The sequence below is a fragment of the Pseudoalteromonas sp. GCY genome, from assembly GCF_016695175.1.
Lineage (GTDB): Bacteria > Pseudomonadota > Gammaproteobacteria > Enterobacterales > Alteromonadaceae > Pseudoalteromonas.
The window spans coordinates 2,867,631-2,886,168 of the sequence record NZ_CP068023.1 but is presented as its reverse complement, the minus strand read 5'-3'; the positions used below and the strand labels follow the sequence as shown (position 1 = coordinate 2,886,168).

At 43.6% G+C, this 18,538-nt stretch carries 19 protein-coding genes; 11 read left to right on the top strand and 8 right to left on the bottom strand.

From position 1 onward, the window contains the following. Positions 1-84 precede the first annotated feature (84 nt). Genes JJQ94_RS18275 through JJQ94_RS18260 form a run of 4 tightly spaced genes read left to right on the top strand, consistent with a single transcriptional unit; the run spans position 85 to position 7,170 of the window. The gene (locus JJQ94_RS18275; protein ID WP_099029390.1) at positions 85-1,821 is read left to right on the top strand and encodes an autotransporter assembly complex protein TamA; all 1,737 of its coding nucleotides are present in this window, start codon (positions 85-87) and stop codon (positions 1,819-1,821) included. Then, a complete protein-coding gene (tamB, locus tag JJQ94_RS18270) occupies positions 1,821-5,480 on the top strand; it encodes an autotransporter assembly complex protein TamB (protein WP_099029389.1) in 3,660 nt (1,219 codons plus the stop codon). Before JJQ94_RS18275 ends, tamB begins: the two co-directional genes overlap by 1 nt. Further along, on the top strand, positions 5,477-6,298 hold the full coding sequence (locus tag JJQ94_RS18265; protein ID WP_099029388.1) for a transporter substrate-binding domain-containing protein: 822 nt from the start codon (positions 5,477-5,479) through the stop codon (positions 6,296-6,298). The genes tamB and JJQ94_RS18265 overlap by 4 nt, the downstream gene beginning before the upstream one ends. Positions 6,299-6,300: 2 nt before the next feature. Further along, on the top strand, positions 6,301-7,170 hold the full coding sequence (locus JJQ94_RS18260) for a peptidylprolyl isomerase (protein ID WP_099029387.1): 870 nt from the start codon (positions 6,301-6,303) through the stop codon (positions 7,168-7,170). 35 nt (positions 7,171-7,205) lie between these two features. On the opposite strand, the gene queF is transcribed toward JJQ94_RS18260, so the two are convergent. After that, the gene (gene queF, locus JJQ94_RS18255) at positions 7,206-8,051 is read right to left on the bottom strand and encodes an NADPH-dependent 7-cyano-7-deazaguanine reductase QueF (protein WP_099029386.1); all 846 of its coding nucleotides are present in this window, start codon (positions 8,049-8,051) and stop codon (positions 7,206-7,208) included. Positions 8,052-8,178: 127 nt separating this feature from the next. Between queF and syd the strand changes: the two genes are divergently transcribed. Continuing rightward, the gene (syd, locus tag JJQ94_RS18250) at positions 8,179-8,730 is read left to right on the top strand and encodes a SecY-interacting protein (RefSeq protein WP_099029385.1); all 552 of its coding nucleotides are present in this window, start codon (positions 8,179-8,181) and stop codon (positions 8,728-8,730) included. 28 nt (positions 8,731-8,758) lie between these two features. Here the strand turns inward: syd and JJQ94_RS18245 are convergent, their stop codons facing one another. The 3 genes from JJQ94_RS18245 to JJQ94_RS18235 form a co-directional block, all read right to left on the bottom strand. Next, complete coding sequence (locus JJQ94_RS18245) at positions 8,759-9,532, bottom strand: Zn-ribbon-containing protein (protein ID WP_099029384.1); 774 nt, start codon at positions 9,530-9,532, stop codon at positions 8,759-8,761. After that, positions 9,532-9,792, bottom strand: a complete 261-nt coding sequence (locus tag JJQ94_RS18240; protein ID WP_099029383.1) for a hypothetical protein — start codon at positions 9,790-9,792, stop codon at positions 9,532-9,534. The genes JJQ94_RS18245 and JJQ94_RS18240 overlap by 1 nt, the downstream gene beginning before the upstream one ends. 71 nt (positions 9,793-9,863) lie before the next feature. Then, on the bottom strand, positions 9,864-10,091 hold the full coding sequence (locus JJQ94_RS18235) for a DUF2789 domain-containing protein (protein WP_010370914.1): 228 nt from the start codon (positions 10,089-10,091) through the stop codon (positions 9,864-9,866). 276 nt (positions 10,092-10,367) lie between these two features. Between JJQ94_RS18235 and JJQ94_RS18230 the strand changes: the two genes are divergently transcribed. Together JJQ94_RS18230 and JJQ94_RS18225 are read left to right on the top strand one after the other, a co-directional pair. Beyond that, positions 10,368-11,000, top strand: coding sequence for a GNAT family N-acetyltransferase (locus JJQ94_RS18230; RefSeq protein ID WP_099029382.1), 633 nt, complete (start codon positions 10,368-10,370; stop codon positions 10,998-11,000). A 912-nt stretch (positions 11,001-11,912) separates the two neighbouring features. Beyond that, positions 11,913-12,260 (top strand): DUF805 domain-containing protein, encoded by a 348-nt coding sequence (locus JJQ94_RS18225; RefSeq protein ID WP_017216202.1) that lies wholly within the window; start codon positions 11,913-11,915, stop codon positions 12,258-12,260. 75 nt (positions 12,261-12,335) lie between these two features. Here JJQ94_RS18225 and JJQ94_RS18220 read toward each other — a convergent pair whose 3' ends face one another. Next, a complete protein-coding gene (locus JJQ94_RS18220) occupies positions 12,336-12,641 on the bottom strand; it encodes a DUF3301 domain-containing protein (RefSeq protein WP_039496919.1) in 306 nt (101 codons plus the stop codon). Beyond that, positions 12,642-13,670 carry a DUF3549 family protein gene (locus JJQ94_RS18215; RefSeq protein WP_099029381.1) on the bottom strand — a complete coding sequence of 343 codons (1,029 nt, stop codon included), beginning with the start codon at positions 13,668-13,670 and terminating at the stop codon, positions 12,642-12,644. It lies immediately after the preceding gene. 158 nt (positions 13,671-13,828) lie between these two features. Here JJQ94_RS18215 and JJQ94_RS18210 point away from each other — a divergent pair, with 158 nt between their 5' ends. From JJQ94_RS18210 to JJQ94_RS18195, 4 genes are all read left to right on the top strand, one after another. Further along, positions 13,829-14,146, top strand: a complete 318-nt coding sequence (locus JJQ94_RS18210; protein ID WP_099029380.1) for a YqcC family protein — start codon at positions 13,829-13,831, stop codon at positions 14,144-14,146. After that, positions 14,146-14,880, top strand: coding sequence for a tRNA pseudouridine(65) synthase TruC (gene truC, locus JJQ94_RS18205; protein WP_099029379.1), 735 nt, complete (start codon positions 14,146-14,148; stop codon positions 14,878-14,880). Before JJQ94_RS18210 ends, truC begins: the two co-directional genes overlap by 1 nt. Further along, entirely contained in the window at positions 14,880-15,323 is a 444-nt protein-coding gene (locus JJQ94_RS18200) for a flavodoxin (protein WP_099029378.1), read from the top strand. The genes truC and JJQ94_RS18200 overlap by 1 nt, the downstream gene beginning before the upstream one ends. A gap of 204 nt (positions 15,324-15,527) precedes the next feature. Next, positions 15,528-15,728 carry a hypothetical protein gene (locus JJQ94_RS18195; protein ID WP_039496929.1) on the top strand — a complete coding sequence of 67 codons (201 nt, stop codon included), beginning with the start codon at positions 15,528-15,530 and terminating at the stop codon, positions 15,726-15,728. A gap of 220 nt (positions 15,729-15,948) precedes the next feature. On the opposite strand, the gene JJQ94_RS18190 is transcribed toward JJQ94_RS18195, so the two are convergent. Both JJQ94_RS18190 and gloB read right to left on the bottom strand, forming a co-directional pair. Next, entirely contained in the window at positions 15,949-17,523 is a 1,575-nt protein-coding gene (locus tag JJQ94_RS18190) for a lytic transglycosylase (protein WP_099029377.1), read from the bottom strand. A 227-nt stretch (positions 17,524-17,750) separates the two neighbouring features. Continuing rightward, the gene (gene gloB / locus JJQ94_RS18185; protein ID WP_099029376.1) at positions 17,751-18,518 is read right to left on the bottom strand and encodes a hydroxyacylglutathione hydrolase; all 768 of its coding nucleotides are present in this window, start codon (positions 18,516-18,518) and stop codon (positions 17,751-17,753) included. Positions 18,519-18,538: the final 20 nt, after the last annotated feature.

Sequence of the window (18,538 nt, the reverse complement as noted above, 5' to 3'; positions counted from 1 at the left end):
AAGTCGTTTTACAGTATCCATTTTCACAAGCACAATGGCATTATCGATGCCCATAAGTCGCGATATTTAGGTCGTTTTATTTTAATGAAGCCGTATTTCTCTTGTTTAAAACTAGCGCTTTTTTTGTGCTGCTTTTCCTCGTTTAACGCAGGTGCTGAGTCTCGTCCTGCATCAGTAAAAATCTCCAACATTGAAGTCAAAGTCGAAAACGGCGACGTAGAAGACAACATCACTGGTTTTTTAAAATCTTACAAAGGTAAGCCAAAAGTCCCTCGGGTGATAAAAGAGGTGCGTGCAGACATACGTCGCGCTTTGCATGCTTTAGGTTATTATCATTTTGATATTCAACTCAGTGGAGAAGGGCAAAACGTCATAGCCGAAGTCAAACTTGAAGCACCACTGAAATGGAAAGATATTAATATTGAGCTTGTGGATGCGGGAAAGGACAGTGCGGATTTAGTTTCGCTTATCAAAGATGTACCGATCCAAGTTGGCAAGCAAGTCAATCATAGTGATTATCAGGCAACGAAAAGCCGCTTTGAAAGCGAGCTACTAGAACTTGGATATTTTGATTATCAATGGCAAGAGTCCAAATTGCTTGTTCACAAAGCGAATCGCTTTGCAGGCGTGCGACTGCTGCTCAACACTGGTAAACGTTATCAATTTGGCGACCTTGCTATTGAGGGAAACACCAAAGCAGCTAACTATATACGTTCGCTAAGCCCATTTTCGAAAGGGCAGCCGTTTGAAGCGAGCCTCTTGTCTGATTTTAATTTGTCTTTAAATGCCACCCCTTATTTTAGTGCGATAAAGGTTTATCCGCTGTTAAAGGACCGGACGAGCGATCAGATCCCAGTTCGGGTGAGTGTTGAAGACAAACCCGCAAATAGCTTTGAAGTGGGTGCTGGCTACAGTGATGATGTGGGTGCAAAAACCCGTTTTAAGTGGACTAAACCCTGGATCACCGAGGATGGTCATTCCTTTGAGTCCAATCTGAGGTTGTCGCAAAAGCAACAAGATATCACTGCAAGTTATACCATTCCAGTAGACAATCCTAACGACGATTTGTGGCGTGTGTTAGGCGGTTATAAGGTGCAGGATGAAGTAACGGAAGGGATCAACAGTCGGATTTGGAACGTACAGGTACAGCGACAATGGCTAACGGATGACGAGTGGGTGAGAACGGCGTTTTTGAAACGTGAGCACGAAACCACGGAACAGTTAGGCGAAAAACAACGCACGGAAATGTTGATCCCTGGCATTAGCTACTTAAAGAAAGAAAGTAAAGGTGGCGCGCTCCCATATTGGGGGAATGAGCGCCTGATCTCCATTGAAGCTGCAGCAGATTCTGTACTATCGTCTGCAAATATGTTGAAAGTGAGATGGAACAATGAATGGCTAAGAAGCTTTGAAACCAAGCATTTATTTTTTGGTCGCTTAGACTTAGGGGCGATCGTGACAAAGGATATTGACCAAATTCCGTTTACCCACCGTTTCCTTGCAGGGGGAGATCAAAGTATCCGTGGTTTTGCCTATGAATCCGTCGGTCCTCGCGATGACGAAGGGCGCATACTTGGCGGCAGATATTTAGCCACTGGCACAGTGGAATATAACTATCAATTCCACCCAAGTTGGCGAGCAGCTTTGTTTGTTGATGCGGGTACTGCAACGAACGATTTCTCGGACGCTTGGGAAGTTGGAGCTGGGTTTGGTTTTCGTTATTTAACCCCCGTTGGTCCAATCCGGCTCGATCATGCTTGGGGGTTGACCAAAGAAAGTAAAAGCACGCGTCTCAGTATTGTTATAGGACCTGAAATCTAATGCAGTTCAGAAGCTTAAGAATCAAAATCATTACTGCCATTATTAGCCTATTTTTACTTTTGGTTTGTTTATGCTTTACCTTGCCTGGGCAAAAGTTACTGGTTTGGGTAGCGAATAAATCGGTTTCAGGGTTAGAAATCGATGGCTTAGACAAGCGCTTATTATCTGGCGCCAACCTTACGTTGCGTTATCACAATGACGATATCGATATTCGCCTTAGAGACACCAAAGTCACTGTTGAGTGGTTGACCTGTGCCAGCGTTTGCATTGCGCTAGATGCAAAAGCAATAGCGATTGTACAAAAGCAGAAAAGTGTCAGCGAAGAGGAAACTACGGAAAGTGGCCAAGTTGAGTTACCACTGCCAATTGCAATAAAACGTGCGCAAGTTCAGCAGTTTTCGTTGGAAACGCCGGATATTACAGTGCAATTGCAAGGCTTAGACACGCAGCTTTCAGGTTCTGGCTCACATTTTAATATCCCATTTTTGCTGTTAGACAGCGTAAAGTTGACCATAAAGGCAACTGAACAGCCAGTGCCTGCAAAATCGCCAGCACCACTTAATGCGTTAGCGCCACTCCAACTACCTAGGATAGATCTGCCGCTAACCGCTGTGCTTGGCGAGTTAAAGATTAACAACCTCGCTGTAAATGAGCAGACACTTGAGAATATCAAGCTTTCTCAAGTTGTAGTGGATGAAAATGTGGACGTGGAGCAGGTTCAGCTTAGCTATCAAGAATGGTTTATATCAGCAGCGGCAGAAGTCTTGCTTAATGACTGGACTATTGATCTGAGGTCAACCTTGAGTGCGCCACAGGGTTTAGCCAGTTTAACACTGGCGGGTCGCCCTCACGATCTCACGCTTACTTTGAATACCGAGGGGATGGCATTTGCAAAACTGCAAGCCCATGCGGATTTGACAACGACAAACTGGCCATTTGAGTTACAGGGTCAAATAGATAAATTAGTTATTCCTTCAGAGCCCACGACTTTAAAAGGTGCGACACTCGGCTTGAGCGGGGATGCCTCAAAATACAATTTGTCAGGCTCAATCGCTGTTAATACTGTGCAGTTTGGTGATGTTACCGCGACACTTGAAGGGCAAGGTGGACTACAAGCGTTTACACTAGCTAGAGCAGAGCTTCAGCTTGAAAAAGCACAAGCGCAAATAGCAGCACAAGTGAATTGGTCGCAAGGGGTGAAGGGTAAAGTTAACGGGGACTTTTCTCAGCTACCAATCGATAGATTGCTAGGGCTAGTACAATACGATGCAGGCCTGACGGAAAACGATATGTTGGCAGGGCAGTTCGCGCTTGATTTTGTGAGTCAAGGTGAGCAGTGGCAGGTTAATGTCGAGCGTTTTAAGCTCGATGGTAAAGTAGCGGGTACTCCGCTTAATGCGGATGTTAAGGTCGTTGTGGATGAGAGCCTGCTAGGTGAGTTTAGTCATGCACGCCTGAATTATGGCAAAAATAGCCTGACGGTAAGCGGTGAGCTTGGTCAGCAGTTAGATCTCGATATTGACTTTCAGTTTGAGCAGGCGGCAAATACGCTTATTCCAGCTGACTTAAAGGGCAGTGGTGAAATCTTTATTCAGGGCGACCACCTTAAGCCGAGTATTCAGACCGATATTAAGTTTGACTCTGTACGCTACCAGAATGTAGCACTACATGGTTTAACGACGAAAGGCACGGTTGATATTGCCAACGAAGTGACTGGGCAAATTAAACTAGCATTAGACCGTTTGATTGTTGACTCTGAAATGGTTGAAGACATTCGTTTAGCTGTGAAAGGCAATCAGCAGCAACATAACGCGACATTGGATATTCGTGATAAGCGAGTGGTTGCAAGCTTTGAAGTCAATGGCAAGATGCAGCAGTCAACTTGGCAGGGAGAATTGTCGTCTGGTGAGGTAACTTCTCAAGGGCAAACGATAGCATTGCAAAGTCCTGCCGCAATCGTGATCAGTGATGTCAGCCAGCGCATTGCAAAGCAGTGTTGGCAGATGGATGATACTGGTTTGTGTTTTGCAGCAGAGCAACAAGGCACACAAGGGCAGGCCGATGTTAAATTGGAGAAGTTGGCACTGGCTAAACTACAAACTTGGTTGCCAGCAGAGCTCAAAATAACAGGTGAAACTCAGGCCGTGGCTAAACTTGCGTGGCAAAACGGCCAAGTAACGCGAGCCGATGGCGAGCTGAACATTGTTGATGCCGGCATTACGACTCATGGGCAGACATTTTCAATTTCTGAATTTAAAGCATTATTGAAAACCAATAACAAGCAAATTCACGCTGATTGGCGCATGACCTCCGATACCTTAGGTAAGTTCAGTGGTGATACACGTGTGCCGCTAGATAAACAATCCCCACAATTAGCTGGTAACGTAAAAATAGAGTCCATTGAGCTGGCTAAGTTGTCAGCGCTACTAAACCGAGTAACGGAACAAAGTTTTGACCTGCAAGGGGAAGTGTTAGGGGATATAAATATCTCAGGTAGCCTCGCAGCCCCTGAAGTTAACGGTAAACTAACCGCTCAGCGCTTATTTATGTCTTCTGACTCTTTGCCTGTGGAAATCGATAAAGGTCACATCAATCTTGATTTTAATACCACTTCCGCTCAACTAGAGGCTGAGTTAACTGCAGCAAAAGGCGGCAAGGTGGCACTAACTGGCGAAGCCTATTGGTCGCCCGAGCTCTCTGCTGAAGTCAAAATAAAGGGCGAAAATATTTATGTGCAACCAGACTCGCAGATTGAACTAACCGCAAGCCCGGATTTAACACTTGCCTATAAAGATAAGATTGCGCGTGTACTCGGAGAAATTGTGGTGCCGTTTGGCCGAGTAAACATTGAATCTCTGCCTGAGGGAGTCACATCTCCGAGCGACGATGAAGTCATTGTTGATGCTAAGGTGCAAAAGCAGATGTCGGTGCCAGTGCAACATGAAATAGATTTAAAACTGACCGTTAAAGATAACTTTAGGGTGAAGGCGCTTGGGCTAGATAGCTTTGTTACCGGTGCAATCGAAATTGATAAGCAAGTTGAGTCGCCAATGTTAGCAACGGGAGAGTTGCAATTGCGAGAGGGGAAATATCGTGCATTTGGCCAAGACTTGTTGATCCGTACAGGGCAAATTGGCTTCAATGGTGCATTAGATAAACCATATTTGAACATTCGAGCTATTCGAAATCCAGCGACAACCGCCAATGATGTGATAGCCGGTGTTGAGCTCACAGGCAATATTGCTAAGCCGCGTTTGACTGTGTTTTCAGAGCCTGCAATGGACCAAGCCAAGGCACTGTCATACCTACTTAACGGTCAGCCTTTAGGGGAGTCTGAAACCTCTAATAATGCGCTACTCACGCAGTTTTTACTCTCACAGGGAATTGACCGCAGTGAAGGATTCTTTAGTAAGGCGGGTGAATCACTTGGACTTTCGGATGTTAACCTATCAGCTAAAGGCAGTGGTGACGATACACAAGTCGAGGTGTCAGGTTACATCACCCCCAATGTTCAGGTCAGTTATCGTGTTGGGGTATTTGAGTCTATCAATGAAATTGCGCTGCGTTATCGTGTTTTTTCGAAGTTTTATGTTGAAGCCACGAGCGGTTTGTACAACAGTATAGACTTCTTATACAAGTTTGATTGGGATGACAAATGAAACTGCTCTGGCTCGCTCTAGGTTTTGTGATATTTCCTATCAAAGCACAAGAAACAACGGAAATTAGAATTAGCGCTGGTGCCGATCCGTACATTATAGAGTTGCTCACTTTGACTTTGTCATACCAGATAGAGTCATCAAAGCTCGTATCAGTGAGAAGTATTCCTTCTCAAGACAGAGCGGTGCGCCTGCTTGGAGAAAAAGGGGGGCTGGATGTCAGTTGGTTAGTGACTAACTCACAGCGAGAAAAGGCCGCGAGCGCAATTCGCATTCCTTTAGTGAAAGGGATTTTAGGCTATCGCATTCCTCTAGTACACAAACATAATCAAGCCTTACTGAGTGGCGTTCGCTATATTGGCGACTTGCGCCGAGTTACTTTTGGTTTACGCAGAGATTGGCCAGACCATCAGATTTTTGAGCGTAATGGCCTCAGTGTGACTTCTTTCTCACAAGAAGACAGTGGCTACGACATGTTGTTGAAAAAACGTTTTGATGTGTTGCCAAGCGATTTAGTGAGTATTGAAGCTGCCCTGAGTGACACGGACTTGGTCGCAGATCAGCATGTGGTGTTTTACTACCCCTCGGCGGTATATTTTTTTGTTTCTCACGACAATCCGTTGCTCCATAGCCAAATTGAGAAAGGCCTCAAAAGCGCACTACAAGATGGCCGATTTGAGGCGTTATTCTTAAAACACTTTTCCGCTCGTCTTGAAAAGCTAGATCTTAAAAACAAAACAGTCATAGAATTAGACAACCCAAACCTGCCACCCAGTGCGCCGTTGGAGGTGCCATTTTATTGGTATAAACAAGGAAAATAATAATGAAAAAAACCTTACTACTTATTGCGCTTGCCATAAGTTCATCTTCTGTCTTAGCAAAACCTTATACAAAGTCACCATCGGAAGTCGTTGCTGAGGCCAAAAGCAGCGACTGGCGGCAGCTGGACCCTGAAAATATTCTTAAAATAGAACTACAAACAGGATCGGTCTATATCGCGCTTAACCCTGAACTTGCGCCCAATCATGTGGCAAATATTAAAGCGTTAGCGCGAGAGGGGTTTTACACTAATTTGAGTATGTATCGGTTTGTGGAAAACTTTGTGGCCCAAGGCGGCGATATGTCGGACAAGAAAGTGCCGCAAAAAGGAAAAAAAGCGATTGCCGCCGAGTTTTATCATCACACGGATTCAACCTTGAAGATCACATCGCTAGATGCTGTGGACGGCTACGCGCCGCGTACCGGGTTTTTAAATGGTTTTGCCGTAGGACAAAATGAAGCTGGAACCAAAACCTGGATGACGCACTGCGTTGGTTCGTTTGCCATGGCCAGAACCAATGATATTAATAGTGGTGGTACTGAGTTTTATATCACGTTGACGCCGCAGCGATACCTAGACAAAAACACTACCGTGTTTGGACAGTTGTTATCGGGAATGGAGCATGTTCAGCACTTAGATCGTAAGCCGGTTACTGGACAAGCGTACAATGTTATCAAAGGCGTTACGGTACTTGCTGATGTAAAAGGTGCGCCTTCTTTTAAAAGGCTAAAGACAAATACGCCGATTTTTGAGTCGCTAATTGCCGCGCGTAAAAATAGAGCGGGAGATTGGTTTGTTGATACGCCAAACCACACAGATATATGTTCGGTCCCCGTCCCTGTTGAAATGGAAGAAAAGACAGGGGGATCGTGATAAAAAGCCATGTGAGAACATGGCTTTTTTGCGTTTTACTGTCGGTTAGTTCTTACCGTATACGGAGTTTGATCTTGTTCACTCGAACGATATGGATTGATATCTAACCCGCCACGGCGAGTATAGCGCGCATAAACCGATAATTTTTCAGGGTTAAAGGTGCGCCAAAGCTCACAGTAAATGCGCTCCACACATTGCTCATGGAACTCGTTGTGGTCACGGAATGAGATTAGGTACTTAAGCAGCGCTTCTCGGTCGATTTGCTTACCACGGTAACTTATCACCACGCTTGCCCAGTCTGGCTGGGAGGTGATGAGGCAATTTGACTTGAGTAAGTGGCTGTGAAGCGTCTCGTCAACCACATCCTCAGAGGCAAGTTGTAGTAAGTCACTATTTGGTGTGTAGGTATCAACTTCAATATCCAGCTCGTCGATACACTCACCTGGGAGGCGCGAGAAAGGAATACAGTCGAATTCGTCTGCGCTGAATAATGTGACGCTAACTTGGCTATTTGATGCCGTGGAAAGATCCGAAGCTAGCGTTTGGCGCACGGTTTCCATCGTATCAAAGCGACTTTGGTTAAAGCTATTCAAGTAAAGTTTGAACGATTTCGACTCAATGATATGCGAGCTTTGGCAAGGAAACACAAAAGTGGCAACCGCAACTTGAGGCTTACCCTTGTTATTGAGCCAAGACAATTCGTAGCCTGTCCAGGTGTCTTCACCTTTGAATGGTAAAGCGGACTCATCAACATTGATTTGGTCACGATTGAGTTTACGTGCAATGGGGTGCAGTAGGCTTGGAGTATAAACACTGGCATATTCTGTGGTTTTACCAAGCACAGAAGATTGCAGCTCTGGCGAGTTACTGTAGTCTGTCATGTTAATTCAAATCTCGTTACAATGCGGTCATTATAACGAATGTTCACCTCGGGATTAATAGCAATTTGCTTAATTACACGAAACAAGTATTCAGCCCGAGGTGAGAAAAATAAAGAGAGCTTTATATATGACTCAGCCCGTAAATATGGCACGCTTGCATCAAGCCTATGTAGATTATCATCAACAGGCCTTTAAAGATTTACCGAGTACCGAACATGATGAAAGTTGGCCAAGCCCATGTGAGCAGGGTGAACCGAACAAGCTTAACGAGATAAAATGGCTAGCGGTAGAGCGCTCGCCAGCGGGACATTTAAATGATTTAGCCAGAGCGTTGGAAACGCAATTTCCTGAGGGATTGAACGGACTGTATGGTGATTTCTTTGCTGGCAATATCGTGGCATTCATTGAGGGTAAGCAAATTGAGCTACTGCAAGCATGGAATGAAGATGACTTTGAGCGCTTGCAGCAAAATATCACCGGCCATATTTTAATGAAGCGTAGGCTCAAACAACCTGAAACCGTGTTTATTGGCTTAACAGAAGCAGACGACTTATTGGTGTCGGTCGATATCGCTACGGGTCAAGTTGGGTTAGAGTTTGTAGGAAAGAAACAGCATCATATTCTGGCCGATTCTATCGCGGAGTTTGTGGAAAAACTGACAGTCAACTATCCAATATAGCTAGTTGGTATCAAGGAGCTTGCGCTCCTTATTGAAAGTCCCACGAAATATTCGAGACCAATTGGCAAGTTTCGCAGCGAAAGTCGAAAAGGCCGAACCAAGGCTCCTCGAGTAACCAGTCTCCTTGACAGCCTGGGCATTTTCTTGCTTTTTCTGCGGCGAGGTTTTCACCGCCAACACGATACAGATAATAGTAAACCGGCTTTTTTGTGAGATAGCGAATACGTTTGCTCAAATCCATGCCACGTCTAAACAAATCGCTACTCGTACTAGAAATTTCCTCCAGTGCAGCAAATTCGCAGCGAGTCGCGCCATTGATCTGTATTTGATCGCAAGCTTGCCAATCTTCTTTCCATTTGATCAGTGCTTTGTAATCACCATTAGCAATAGCTGGGATTTTATATAAAGGCACTGGTAAAAAGTCGTCGCCACAGTACAGTGGACTACAAGTGTGTACGTATGTGGTGTAGAGAATGTAGCTTGACGGTTCATGACAGGCATCAGCGCTGTTGGCATGTATATCTTGCCCAAAAACTTTGACCTTAGGTGCAAGCAAACCTGATTGCTGTAGCTGGTCAATCGCAAACTTCACAAAAGGACTATGGTTTAATGGATGCAAAGCGTCTTCTTCTGGACACATCACACGAGTGACGAAATAGCCATCTTTAAGTACAGTTGGAAATTCGTCACCAATGATTTGACCATTAAAGCGAAGCGCGTTGACCACACGGTTAATGGCCTGCTCGGCAGCATCTAAGGTGGTTTCCTCATAGCAATCAAAAGTTAAGTCGACAACAAACACTACGACTTCTCCAATAAGGCAATGAGCTTATCAAGCTTAGCTTCAATTCTATCTAATTGGCTTTGTGAACTTGCTTTGACGACCTCTTCAAGCTCTTGATAGTGTTCAATACAGGTAGGGTCTTGTTTGTACGCAGCAATGCCTGAGATAACGTCTGGCATTGCGACGCTTTGAGTTAATTTGCTTTTTGTTAGCGCGACGGTTGGAGTCTTTCCACTATCGACTAATTTTTTGATAGCTCTGGCAACAGCAGGGTGCATAGAGGTTCCTAAACGCCTTAATCATAGGAGTGGATCATAGCACCAAGTTACGCAAGGAGCGATTGCTTTAGCTATCTTAACATCGCATCTAGTTCGTCAATGATTTCACTCCAATCGGCGTCCTCTTTCAGTGATTCTTCAATAAAGTGACGCTGTCCTTCATTCCAAAATGGTGCTTGGCTTAACAGCATATCGTCAGGAAGGCGGTGTTGTTTGACAAACCCTTCAATCGCCTTGGGATTGTTGTCGAGCCCAAGCTGGGCAAATAAAGTACTCATAGTGTGGCGACTAGTATCCATTTCGTTCTCCCTCGTTTGCTTGAATTTTACTCACTAACTATAGTAAAGGTGGTTGTAAAACCTTTAGCAAGTCGTCATCGATAAAAACCATAATGACTAATGCGAGGATAAATATACCTGTCCACGACTGAATAAATTGTGACTTGTATCAATATCTATCACTAGCGAGTAGCCGTACATTATTAAAGTACACAGAAAAAATTCTGAGGTTTTGATATTAAGTAGTATTTCGGCATGATTATCAGAATCTTGGGGCAATAACAATAAGGAACCGTGATGTCAGTAGAAACTTCTCAACATGAATTAATCGTTAGATATTTAAATCCAGAAGATATCAATGTAGCCGCGAGTGTGTTGTATCAGGCTTACCACGATGATCCGTTACTCAAGCAGGTATTGGAGGCAAAACAAGAAGCAATTTTTGAAAAAAAACTCAGAGCCTTAATACGAGAAGAGCTGTCGGCATTTGGCCAAACGGGTCAGCCTATGGTGGGGTTATATCATCAAGATAGATTGGTCGCGGTAGCATGCGTTATTGCAAATGGCGATGAACTGGACGCAAATCGGCAGTGGCATTGGCGATTACGACTTATGATGAGTGCGGGATATTTGCAAACGCAGCAGCTTATCGATAAAGAAAAGTCGATTAGACAAGCGTTGCAAACGCAGGAGCCGTGTCACTTTTTATCCCTAATTGCCGTTGACCCACATGTTCAAGGGCTTGGCTATGGTCACTATTTACTCACCGCGATGGATGATTTAATTGCACAAAGTGAAGAAACGAAAGGGATGGCAGTATTTATTACTAAGCCAGAACACGCGCAGTTTTTTGCGGGTCACGGTTATCAAGTTTTACAAAAGATGGCGTTTAGCTCAGTAGAAGGCACATTGTTATTTAAGAGCAAATAGCAACAATGGAAATTACCCTGTGAGATATCTCCTACGAGAATGTGGGTTAAGGCGCTTTGTAGTACCGAATTTGTAGTGTTATTTTTGCTTATCTTTTTGTTTTTAAATGAATTGTTTTACTTTTCTTTTAAATGACAGCAAAAAGATTGTTCCTAGCTATCTAACAAAAATGCTCAATCCCCGTAAACTTAACAATGTAAGGAAACACAAGAGCAGGAGCTCAGCGTCAAAGGATAAGGAATTTGACAACAAGAGAAGGATGTATTGCATAAGGCAAGGAAGATCAGGAACTCGAGGAAGCGAGTGTGAAGCGGAGCTTCACTAGGGATAAGGAGACACATGGAGTGCTAAGGAGCGCGGGAAGCGTAGTGGAGCAAGGAAGAGTAAATAGGGATGAGCAAGGCTCTAGGATGAAGGAGCGCAATCTGGATGATTGCGAAGTGGATGGGTTACACTGGACGTAACAATGTATAGGGAGCACATAGGGAATATGTGAAGCGGAGCCAAGATGGCGTAGGAGCGCGGGAAGCGAAGTGGAGGCCAAGGGGGCTAAAATGGAGATGCACTGGAAGTGCTAATGGATGACACAAGGATGGGATTCGGGTAGGTCGGAGTACATACCCGTTCAGGGGAAGAAGAATTGGCGGATTGCTTTTGGGTTGTAAAGCAGAGGGATTGGATACCTCTTGGGATAATCGTCAGGATTGAGGCGCAGCAGATAGGCTAGCGCCTTAGTTTTTTGTGGCGTTTGTAAATTTGATATTTATTTTCCTATTAACTTAGTTGAAGTTTTCAAAACTTTCCGCTTGCAGTTTCATTATTACCTTTCGATCTCATTGCTAGATTATTCCACTCTCATTTTAGTCTTATTTTTTAGTGCACGATGTTGGCGCAATAGCTAAGGAAAAAGAAATGGAATGGTATCTAACAGTATTAAAAAGATATTCCGATTTTAGTGGACGTTCAAGACGCAAAGAATACTGGATGTTTATCTTGATAAATGCGTTGATAGGCTTTGCAATTGGGATTGTCGACGGGCTTTTCGGAACCCTGATTTTGACAGGTATCTATTATTTGACAGTTCTAGTACCGACGGTTGCCGTATCTATTCGTCGTCTTCACGATACTGGACGCTCGGGTTGGTGGCTGCTTGTGAGCTTTGTGCCTATTGTCGGTTTATTAGTGATGATATATTTCACCACCATGGATAGCGAGGTTGGTGAAAACGACTACGGACCAAGCGTCAAAGGATATGTTTAAAATAGTCATACTATAAATTCAGAGTAGGTACTTGTATTCATATGAATTTAAGTGCCTACTTTCGCACTCACCGGATTAACTTGCGATTTTATAAGCGGGTAATTCTTTTTTGACTAATCGTTCATTTTCTAAGTAAAGCTTACCTTGATAGGCTGACTCGCCATCTGAACTAAACTCAAACATAAATTGGCTTTTTATTCCAAGTTTACCGTCTTTTAATACCCCAAAACGGCGCTTAATACAGGCAACACTTAACAGTTGCACTTGCAAACTTTCGGCTTGATGCTGTGCATGCCTATTTGCCGCTTCTGCGATCTGGCGGCTATACCAAAATAGCGCGATAACAGATGAAACGATGATAAAAAGCCAAAGCGTTGTCATTTAAGCAAATAACCTTCCAATTGCACGAGACAGAGTTTCACTGCGATTTTCTGCTCTAATAATCCCTAAAACATGTGGGCGTAACATAGGTATTGCAACTAAGTCTGCGAAAATACTGCTGAAAAGTCCATCGATTTGATTATTCTCAGCGGCTTTTTCCATATAGGTAAAGAGCCTTTGCTGGTCGGTTAGTGTCTCCCAAGCTCGCCCTGCAATCGTGAGTAAGCAATCTGCATCTGACGCCAACTCGGATGCTAAAATGGCGTCTACGGCATGTGCGATGAGACCAAGCGCGTGACTTCCCGACATTGCACGTAAATTAGTGACTATAGCGTCCTTATCTTGCTGTTGGCATGCATGGGTTAAAGCGGCTAAAAAGTCTTCGGTTTGAGATGTTGAGATGGTAACGTGTTCAAGCATTGCGGCTAATGGTGTCTTAACTTCTGCTGGCAAAACAGACCACGCCTGTTGCAGGTTGCTCGCGTTATGACCGTGGTCTAGACGTAGGGCAAAGTCAGCAATACCTTGTAGCGCTATTTCTTGCCAGCGCTCGAACCCAAGCTTGCCAGAAAAGTAGAGTTCGGCGTGCTCGTAATATTGAGAAGCTGGGCGATTAAGCTCACGCTTTAATAGCGCATTGAACGCAGCGAGTTTGTTCGCATTTGGCGTGAAGACATAAGGGTTGTTATCAAGTTTCCCTTGAGCGGCTTCACCCGTGAGTTGTGTACCTAATGCTTCGAGTACCATGGAGGCAAAGTGATCACGGCTGGCGATAATGAGCTTGCTTTGCTCATCCAGTGGAAATTTTAAAAACCAAACATAAGGATCAACGGTTGCTTCATTATCCCAAAATTGAATTGCCATGATGGCATGACCACCAAGCGGATAAGGATAAGGGACTTGAGTATTCTCGATTTGCGCAAACTGCTTCTTATCTATTTTTGTGATACGTCGACCCAGATCATAGACTCGCCACTGCGTACCGGCGTTTGTTAGTAATTCACCTAAAGTTGAAATTTGCGCTGTCATGAATGCTCTATATGTTACTTATATTTTCAATAGCGGCAATTATAGCTACTTTTGGGTGCGCTGATAAGCCTATGAAAAAGGTGCACTTGAGAGAATTGGCTAGCTCCTAAATAATGCAAATTGCTATAATGTAAAAAATTGAGAAAGAGACAGAACCGATGAACTCGGAATTATTGATTCAGTTAGACGAACTAGAGGCTTGTTTAAAAGCAACGGGTCTTTGGCAAGACGAGCCAATTTCGGCTAAGGCACTTACCTCAACAGAGCCATTTTGTTGCGATACGATGACCTTCGCGCAGTGGTTGCAATTTGTATTCTTGGGCAAAATGCGAACGATGGTAGAGAGCGGTGAAGCATTACCGGAAAATATGGCGATTGCGCCAATGGCTGAAATGGTACTGAGTGAACACCTTTATTTTAATGCGGTGCATCAGTGCTTAAAAAACCTTGATAATACAATTGCAAAGAGCGCGTAATGCTTGAGATCTTATATCAAGATGCGCATTATGTTGCGATAAATAAGCCGTCAGGGTTATTGGTTCATCGCTCATTTTTGGATAAGAGAGAAACACAATTTGCGATGCAAATGCTGCGTGATCAACTTGGTCAACATGTTTTCCCCGTTCACCGTTTAGATAGACCAACGTCAGGCGTGCTGCTGTTTGCGCTAAGCTCTGAGGCCGCGCGAGACATGAATGAAGTCTTTATCAGCGGTAATATTCAAAAACGCTATTTAGCGCTTGTTCGCGGATTTGCTCCTGAATCTAGATTCGTCGACAGACCTCTCAAGGAAGAGCTCGATAAAATTGCTGATAAGTTTGCCTGTCAGGATAAAGCTCCGCAGGAAGCGCAAACACAGATAAATTGTTTATTGCAGGGTAGCTTGCCAATTCCTTTTGGTAAGTATCCAAGTATCCGCTACTCGTTGGTGGAGTGCTTTCCTAAAACGGGTAGAAAACACCAAATCAGGCGCCATCTCAACTATTTAGCACATCCGATTATTGGTGATGTCAATCACGGTGATAACAAACACAACCACTTTTTTGTCGATCATTTTGGCTTACGTCGATTGATGTTATTTGCAACTAAATTGGAATTTGTACATCCTTATACCAACACGACGATTCCAATTACCGCGGATTTGGGGGAAGAAGCACTGGCTGTCTTCGCTCAGCTCGGCTGGTCAGACAACGAGAAGGATTATAAATAATGGCAAAAATTTCCATTTTTGTGGGAAGTATGTACGGCAATGCTGAAAACTTGGCAAACGACAGTGCTGAGTTTTTGAATAAATCGGGTCATGAGGCAAGTGTTATTGAACCAGCTTCCATCGCTGATGTAACGCAAGCTGAAAACATTTTATTTATTTCTTCCACTACCGGCTCTGGTGATATTCCCGATAACTTGTTGCCTTTGTTTTTGCAAATGCAAAGCGAATTTCCGATGCTAACGGGAAAGAAAGTAGCGGTCATCGCATTGGGGGATTCTAGTTATGGCGATACTTATTGTGGTGCTGGAAAGCAAATTGATGCCCTGATTGAAGAGTTGAACGCCACTCGAGTTCAACCACGCTTAGACATCGATGCGTGTGAATATTTTGAGCCTTGGGAGCCTGCTGAGCCTTGGCTTCGAGCATTGGCAAAAAACCTTTAGGTTTTATCTTCTGTTCAAGCATTACCTTTCAATTTACGCGGCTTAATAAGTCGCGTTGCCTGCTTAAATAGCAAACTCATCAGTATAGTCATAGTAACGGAAAACATAAATATTTACATTTTTATTACGTTGTGTGACATTGGTCTTGGTTGTATGAAAAATGATCGATATTATAACGTTCAAAATAATGAAAAGGAAAAGATAATGATTAAACCGATTCTATTTGCTGTATCTGCTATTTTCGCCACCGCTATGTCGTCTAATGCTACCGCATTCGAAGAAATTTACCTTGAATGTTACAAAAATGGTGAGTTGTTATGGGCTGACTCTTTTACTGATTATCGAGACGCGGATAACGCATCGAGAATTTGCAGGAGGATTGGTGGTACGCCAATAATGTATTAACGATATCAGTTCTTTATGAAATTTTCTTTAATCAGCATTGAAGTCTAACCAAATTTTTGGGTTTAAATCAGCTGTAAGCGACGTTGAAAAACTGTGTATTTAAACGATAGTACTGTCGTAATTTTTAAGGAAAAGTGAGTCAAAAGTGCTGCTTTAATATGTAAAAATCCAATATCATCACTGATATTGGATTTTTATTTTTAAACTCTATTTCTTAGCGCTAAACACGTTTAGTCTGAACTTTCAGTTTTAACTTTTGACCTGGCTGCAGATACTTCTGTCCTGTCAGGTTGTTCCATTTGACGATTTCATTCACGCTAACGTTAAACTTAGTGGCGATACGTGCCAGTGAGTCGCCTTTACGCACTTTATAAGTGATTGTGCGCTCGGTGTTGACGAGGACGGTTTGAGTCGCTGCCTTTTCATCTTTAAAGACGGTAAGCTTTTGTCCAAGGCGTAAAACCGCATTGGTTTTTAACTTATTCCAGCTAGCTAATTGCTTAACCGTCACATCGTATTCGCGGCTGATATCCCACAATGTATCGCCTGACTTTACCGTGTGGCTGAGCTTTTTCTTGGTTACCTTGTTGGCGGCAAGGCGCACTTCTGGCGGTAAATGCTCACTTTGCAATTCGCCATCACTGAGTGGTACCAATAGCTTCTGGCCAACACGGATCATATTGCCATCGATGCTATTAAGTGAGCGAATGGCGCCGATACTAGTATTAAATTTAGTCGCAACGACCGACAGGCTGTCTCCTTTTTGCACCGTATAGTATTGCCAACGCAGTCGATCTTTTACTTCTGTTTTAGCTAATTTTTCTCGAAAAGCGTCAACCTTTTCCATGGGTAATAATAGCTGGTGTGGACCATCTGGATCGGTGGCCCAACGATTAAAACCGGGATTTAAGCGATAGAGTTCAGTTAAAGAAATATCAGCCATTTCAGCGGCAAGCGCTAAATCAATTTGTGACCCAACCTCAACGGTATCAACAACTTGGGCATTGATTATAGGCTGCCACGCGACCTTAAATTCATCTGAGCGTTTTAAGAGGTCGGATAAGGCAAGTAATTTAGGAACATACGCGGTGGTTTCGCGAGGTAAATCGAGAGACCAAAAATCGGTAGGCAAATGCTTTTTACGATTTTTTCGGATTGCATTGAGCAATCGGCCTTCGCCTGAGTTGTAAGCTGCAATTGCGTTTAACCAATCGCCCTCCAGCGTTTTATGGAGATAGGTGAGATAATCAAGTGCCGCTTGCGTTGATGCGATAATATCGCGACGACCGTCATACCACCAATTTTGTTTAAGGTTAAAGCGTTCACCAGTTTGTGGCATAAATTGCCAAATACCGGAAGCGGTGCGGTGTGAGTAGCCAAATGGATCGAATGCGCTTTCCACAATGGGTAACAACGCGATTTCAACAGGCATGTTGCGCTTTTCTACTTCTTCAACAATGTAGTAGAGGTAAGGCTCTGCACGTTTTGCGATACGGTCTAAATAGGCTTGGTGACGTTGATAGTAATTACGTTCGGCGACAACCGGTCTATTTTGTGGTACTTCGATAGATAACTGATAACGGATCCGCTCCCATACATCGTCAAATACAGGCACAGCATCTTCATCTTCGTCTTGCCATGAGGTACTGAGTGTTTGAGAGATATCATAAGGGCTCGCGTGATCTAAGTTGGCCTGCTTCACTTGCTCAGTTGCAGTTTCCAATGGTGTTTCTTGTGTGATTTCACAACCACTTAATATTGCTAAGGATGCAATAATAAAGGCGAGCTTTTTCATAAATGCGTTCTTTTGCTTGGGGGTTCGGACAAAAACTCGGCAATATTACCGAGTTTGTTTCAGCATTTAAAGCTTCTTTATTATTTTATTTCGACTTCGTAAAAATCGTTAGATATGCTTATCTATGGCGGTATTGCAAAGAAAATAGATAATTTATTCAATACTTCCCGTGTAAGTACGCCAAAAAAGCGTCATTTTGGCGTTACATTAGGTCACTATTGAATATTTTAGAAGTTATCTTTCCATTTTCTCAGCGCTCTAAAGCGAGCTTCAGGTGTATTTTCTGACACGATAAATTGCGTTGGTACATGGGTGAGAATGGCTTCATTCGTGGCACGTACAAAAGGATTGATTGCTTTTTGCTGTTCAATTGTTGTAGGTACTGTGCGCTCGTTATTGGCACGTAATGACTTTGCTTGTTGGTGATACTGGGTTAGTGCTTGGTTAGTGGGCTCGACAGCCTCAGCAAAAGCAAGATTCGCGAGTGTGTATTCGTGTGTGCAATATACTTTGCATGTACCGGGTAGAGTGAGTAGTTTTTCAAAGGAGTGCCACATTTGGCTAGGTGTTCCCTCAAAAAGTCTGCCGCAACCAGCATTGAATAACGTATCACCGGTAAAAGCCAGCTCATCATTTACATAACAGATATGGTCTAACGTGTGACCTGGGGTGGCAATAATGTTCAGCGTGATATCGAAAAGCGTGATCTTATCGTGTTCACTAAGGCCATGAGTAATGCCTTTATATTTACCATCTTTAGGTCCATAGACTGTTAAGCTGGGAAAATGTGATAAAAGCGGGGCAATGCCATCGGTATGATCCCAATGGTGATGGGTGACTAATATGCCTTGGAGTGTTAAATCAAATTTGGTGAGGTAATCTAAAACAGGTTGTTCGTCACCTGGGTCAACCACCCAACAGTTTGAACTTAGAGGGTCTTTTATCACCCAGATATAATTGTCATTAAATGCTTTGATTGCATCGACTTGCACCATAACGCAATGCTCTATAAAGT

Excerpts from the sequence above, each read along its gene's own strand:
- JJQ94_RS18265 (WP_099029388.1), top strand. The coding sequence starts at position 5,477 with ATGAAACTGCTCTGGCTCGCTCTAGGTTTTGTGATATTTCCTATCAAA.
- JJQ94_RS18225 (WP_017216202.1), top strand. The coding sequence starts at position 11,913 with ATGGAATGGTATCTAACAGTATTAAAAAGATATTCCGATTTTAGTGGA.
- syd (WP_099029385.1), top strand. The coding sequence starts at position 8,179 with ATGACTCAGCCCGTAAATATGGCACGCTTGCATCAAGCCTATGTAGAT.
- JJQ94_RS18240 (WP_099029383.1), bottom strand. The coding sequence starts at position 9,792 with ATGCACCCTGCTGTTGCCAGAGCTATCAAAAAATTAGTCGATAGTGGA.
- JJQ94_RS18260 (WP_099029387.1), top strand. The coding sequence starts at position 6,301 with ATGAAAAAAACCTTACTACTTATTGCGCTTGCCATAAGTTCATCTTCT.
- JJQ94_RS18230 (WP_099029382.1), top strand. The coding sequence starts at position 10,368 with ATGTCAGTAGAAACTTCTCAACATGAATTAATCGTTAGATATTTAAAT.
- JJQ94_RS18195 (WP_039496929.1), top strand. The coding sequence starts at position 15,528 with ATGATTAAACCGATTCTATTTGCTGTATCTGCTATTTTCGCCACCGCT.
- JJQ94_RS18190 (WP_099029377.1), bottom strand. The coding sequence starts at position 17,523 with ATGAAAAAGCTCGCCTTTATTATTGCATCCTTAGCAATATTAAGTGGT.
- JJQ94_RS18210 (WP_099029380.1), top strand. The coding sequence starts at position 13,829 with ATGAACTCGGAATTATTGATTCAGTTAGACGAACTAGAGGCTTGTTTA.
- JJQ94_RS18220 (WP_039496919.1), bottom strand. The coding sequence starts at position 12,641 with ATGACAACGCTTTGGCTTTTTATCATCGTTTCATCTGTTATCGCGCTA.
- gloB (WP_099029376.1), bottom strand. The coding sequence starts at position 18,518 with ATGGTGCAAGTCGATGCAATCAAAGCATTTAATGACAATTATATCTGG.
- JJQ94_RS18275 (WP_099029390.1), top strand. The coding sequence starts at position 85 with ATGAAGCCGTATTTCTCTTGTTTAAAACTAGCGCTTTTTTTGTGCTGC.
- JJQ94_RS18235 (WP_010370914.1), bottom strand. The coding sequence starts at position 10,091 with ATGGATACTAGTCGCCACACTATGAGTACTTTATTTGCCCAGCTTGGG.
- JJQ94_RS18200 (WP_099029378.1), top strand. The coding sequence starts at position 14,880 with ATGGCAAAAATTTCCATTTTTGTGGGAAGTATGTACGGCAATGCTGAA.
- JJQ94_RS18215 (WP_099029381.1), bottom strand. The coding sequence starts at position 13,670 with ATGACAGCGCAAATTTCAACTTTAGGTGAATTACTAACAAACGCCGGT.
- tamB (WP_099029389.1), top strand. The coding sequence starts at position 1,821 with ATGCAGTTCAGAAGCTTAAGAATCAAAATCATTACTGCCATTATTAGC.
- queF (WP_099029386.1), bottom strand. The coding sequence starts at position 8,051 with ATGACAGACTACAGTAACTCGCCAGAGCTGCAATCTTCTGTGCTTGGT.
- truC (WP_099029379.1), top strand. The coding sequence starts at position 14,146 with ATGCTTGAGATCTTATATCAAGATGCGCATTATGTTGCGATAAATAAG.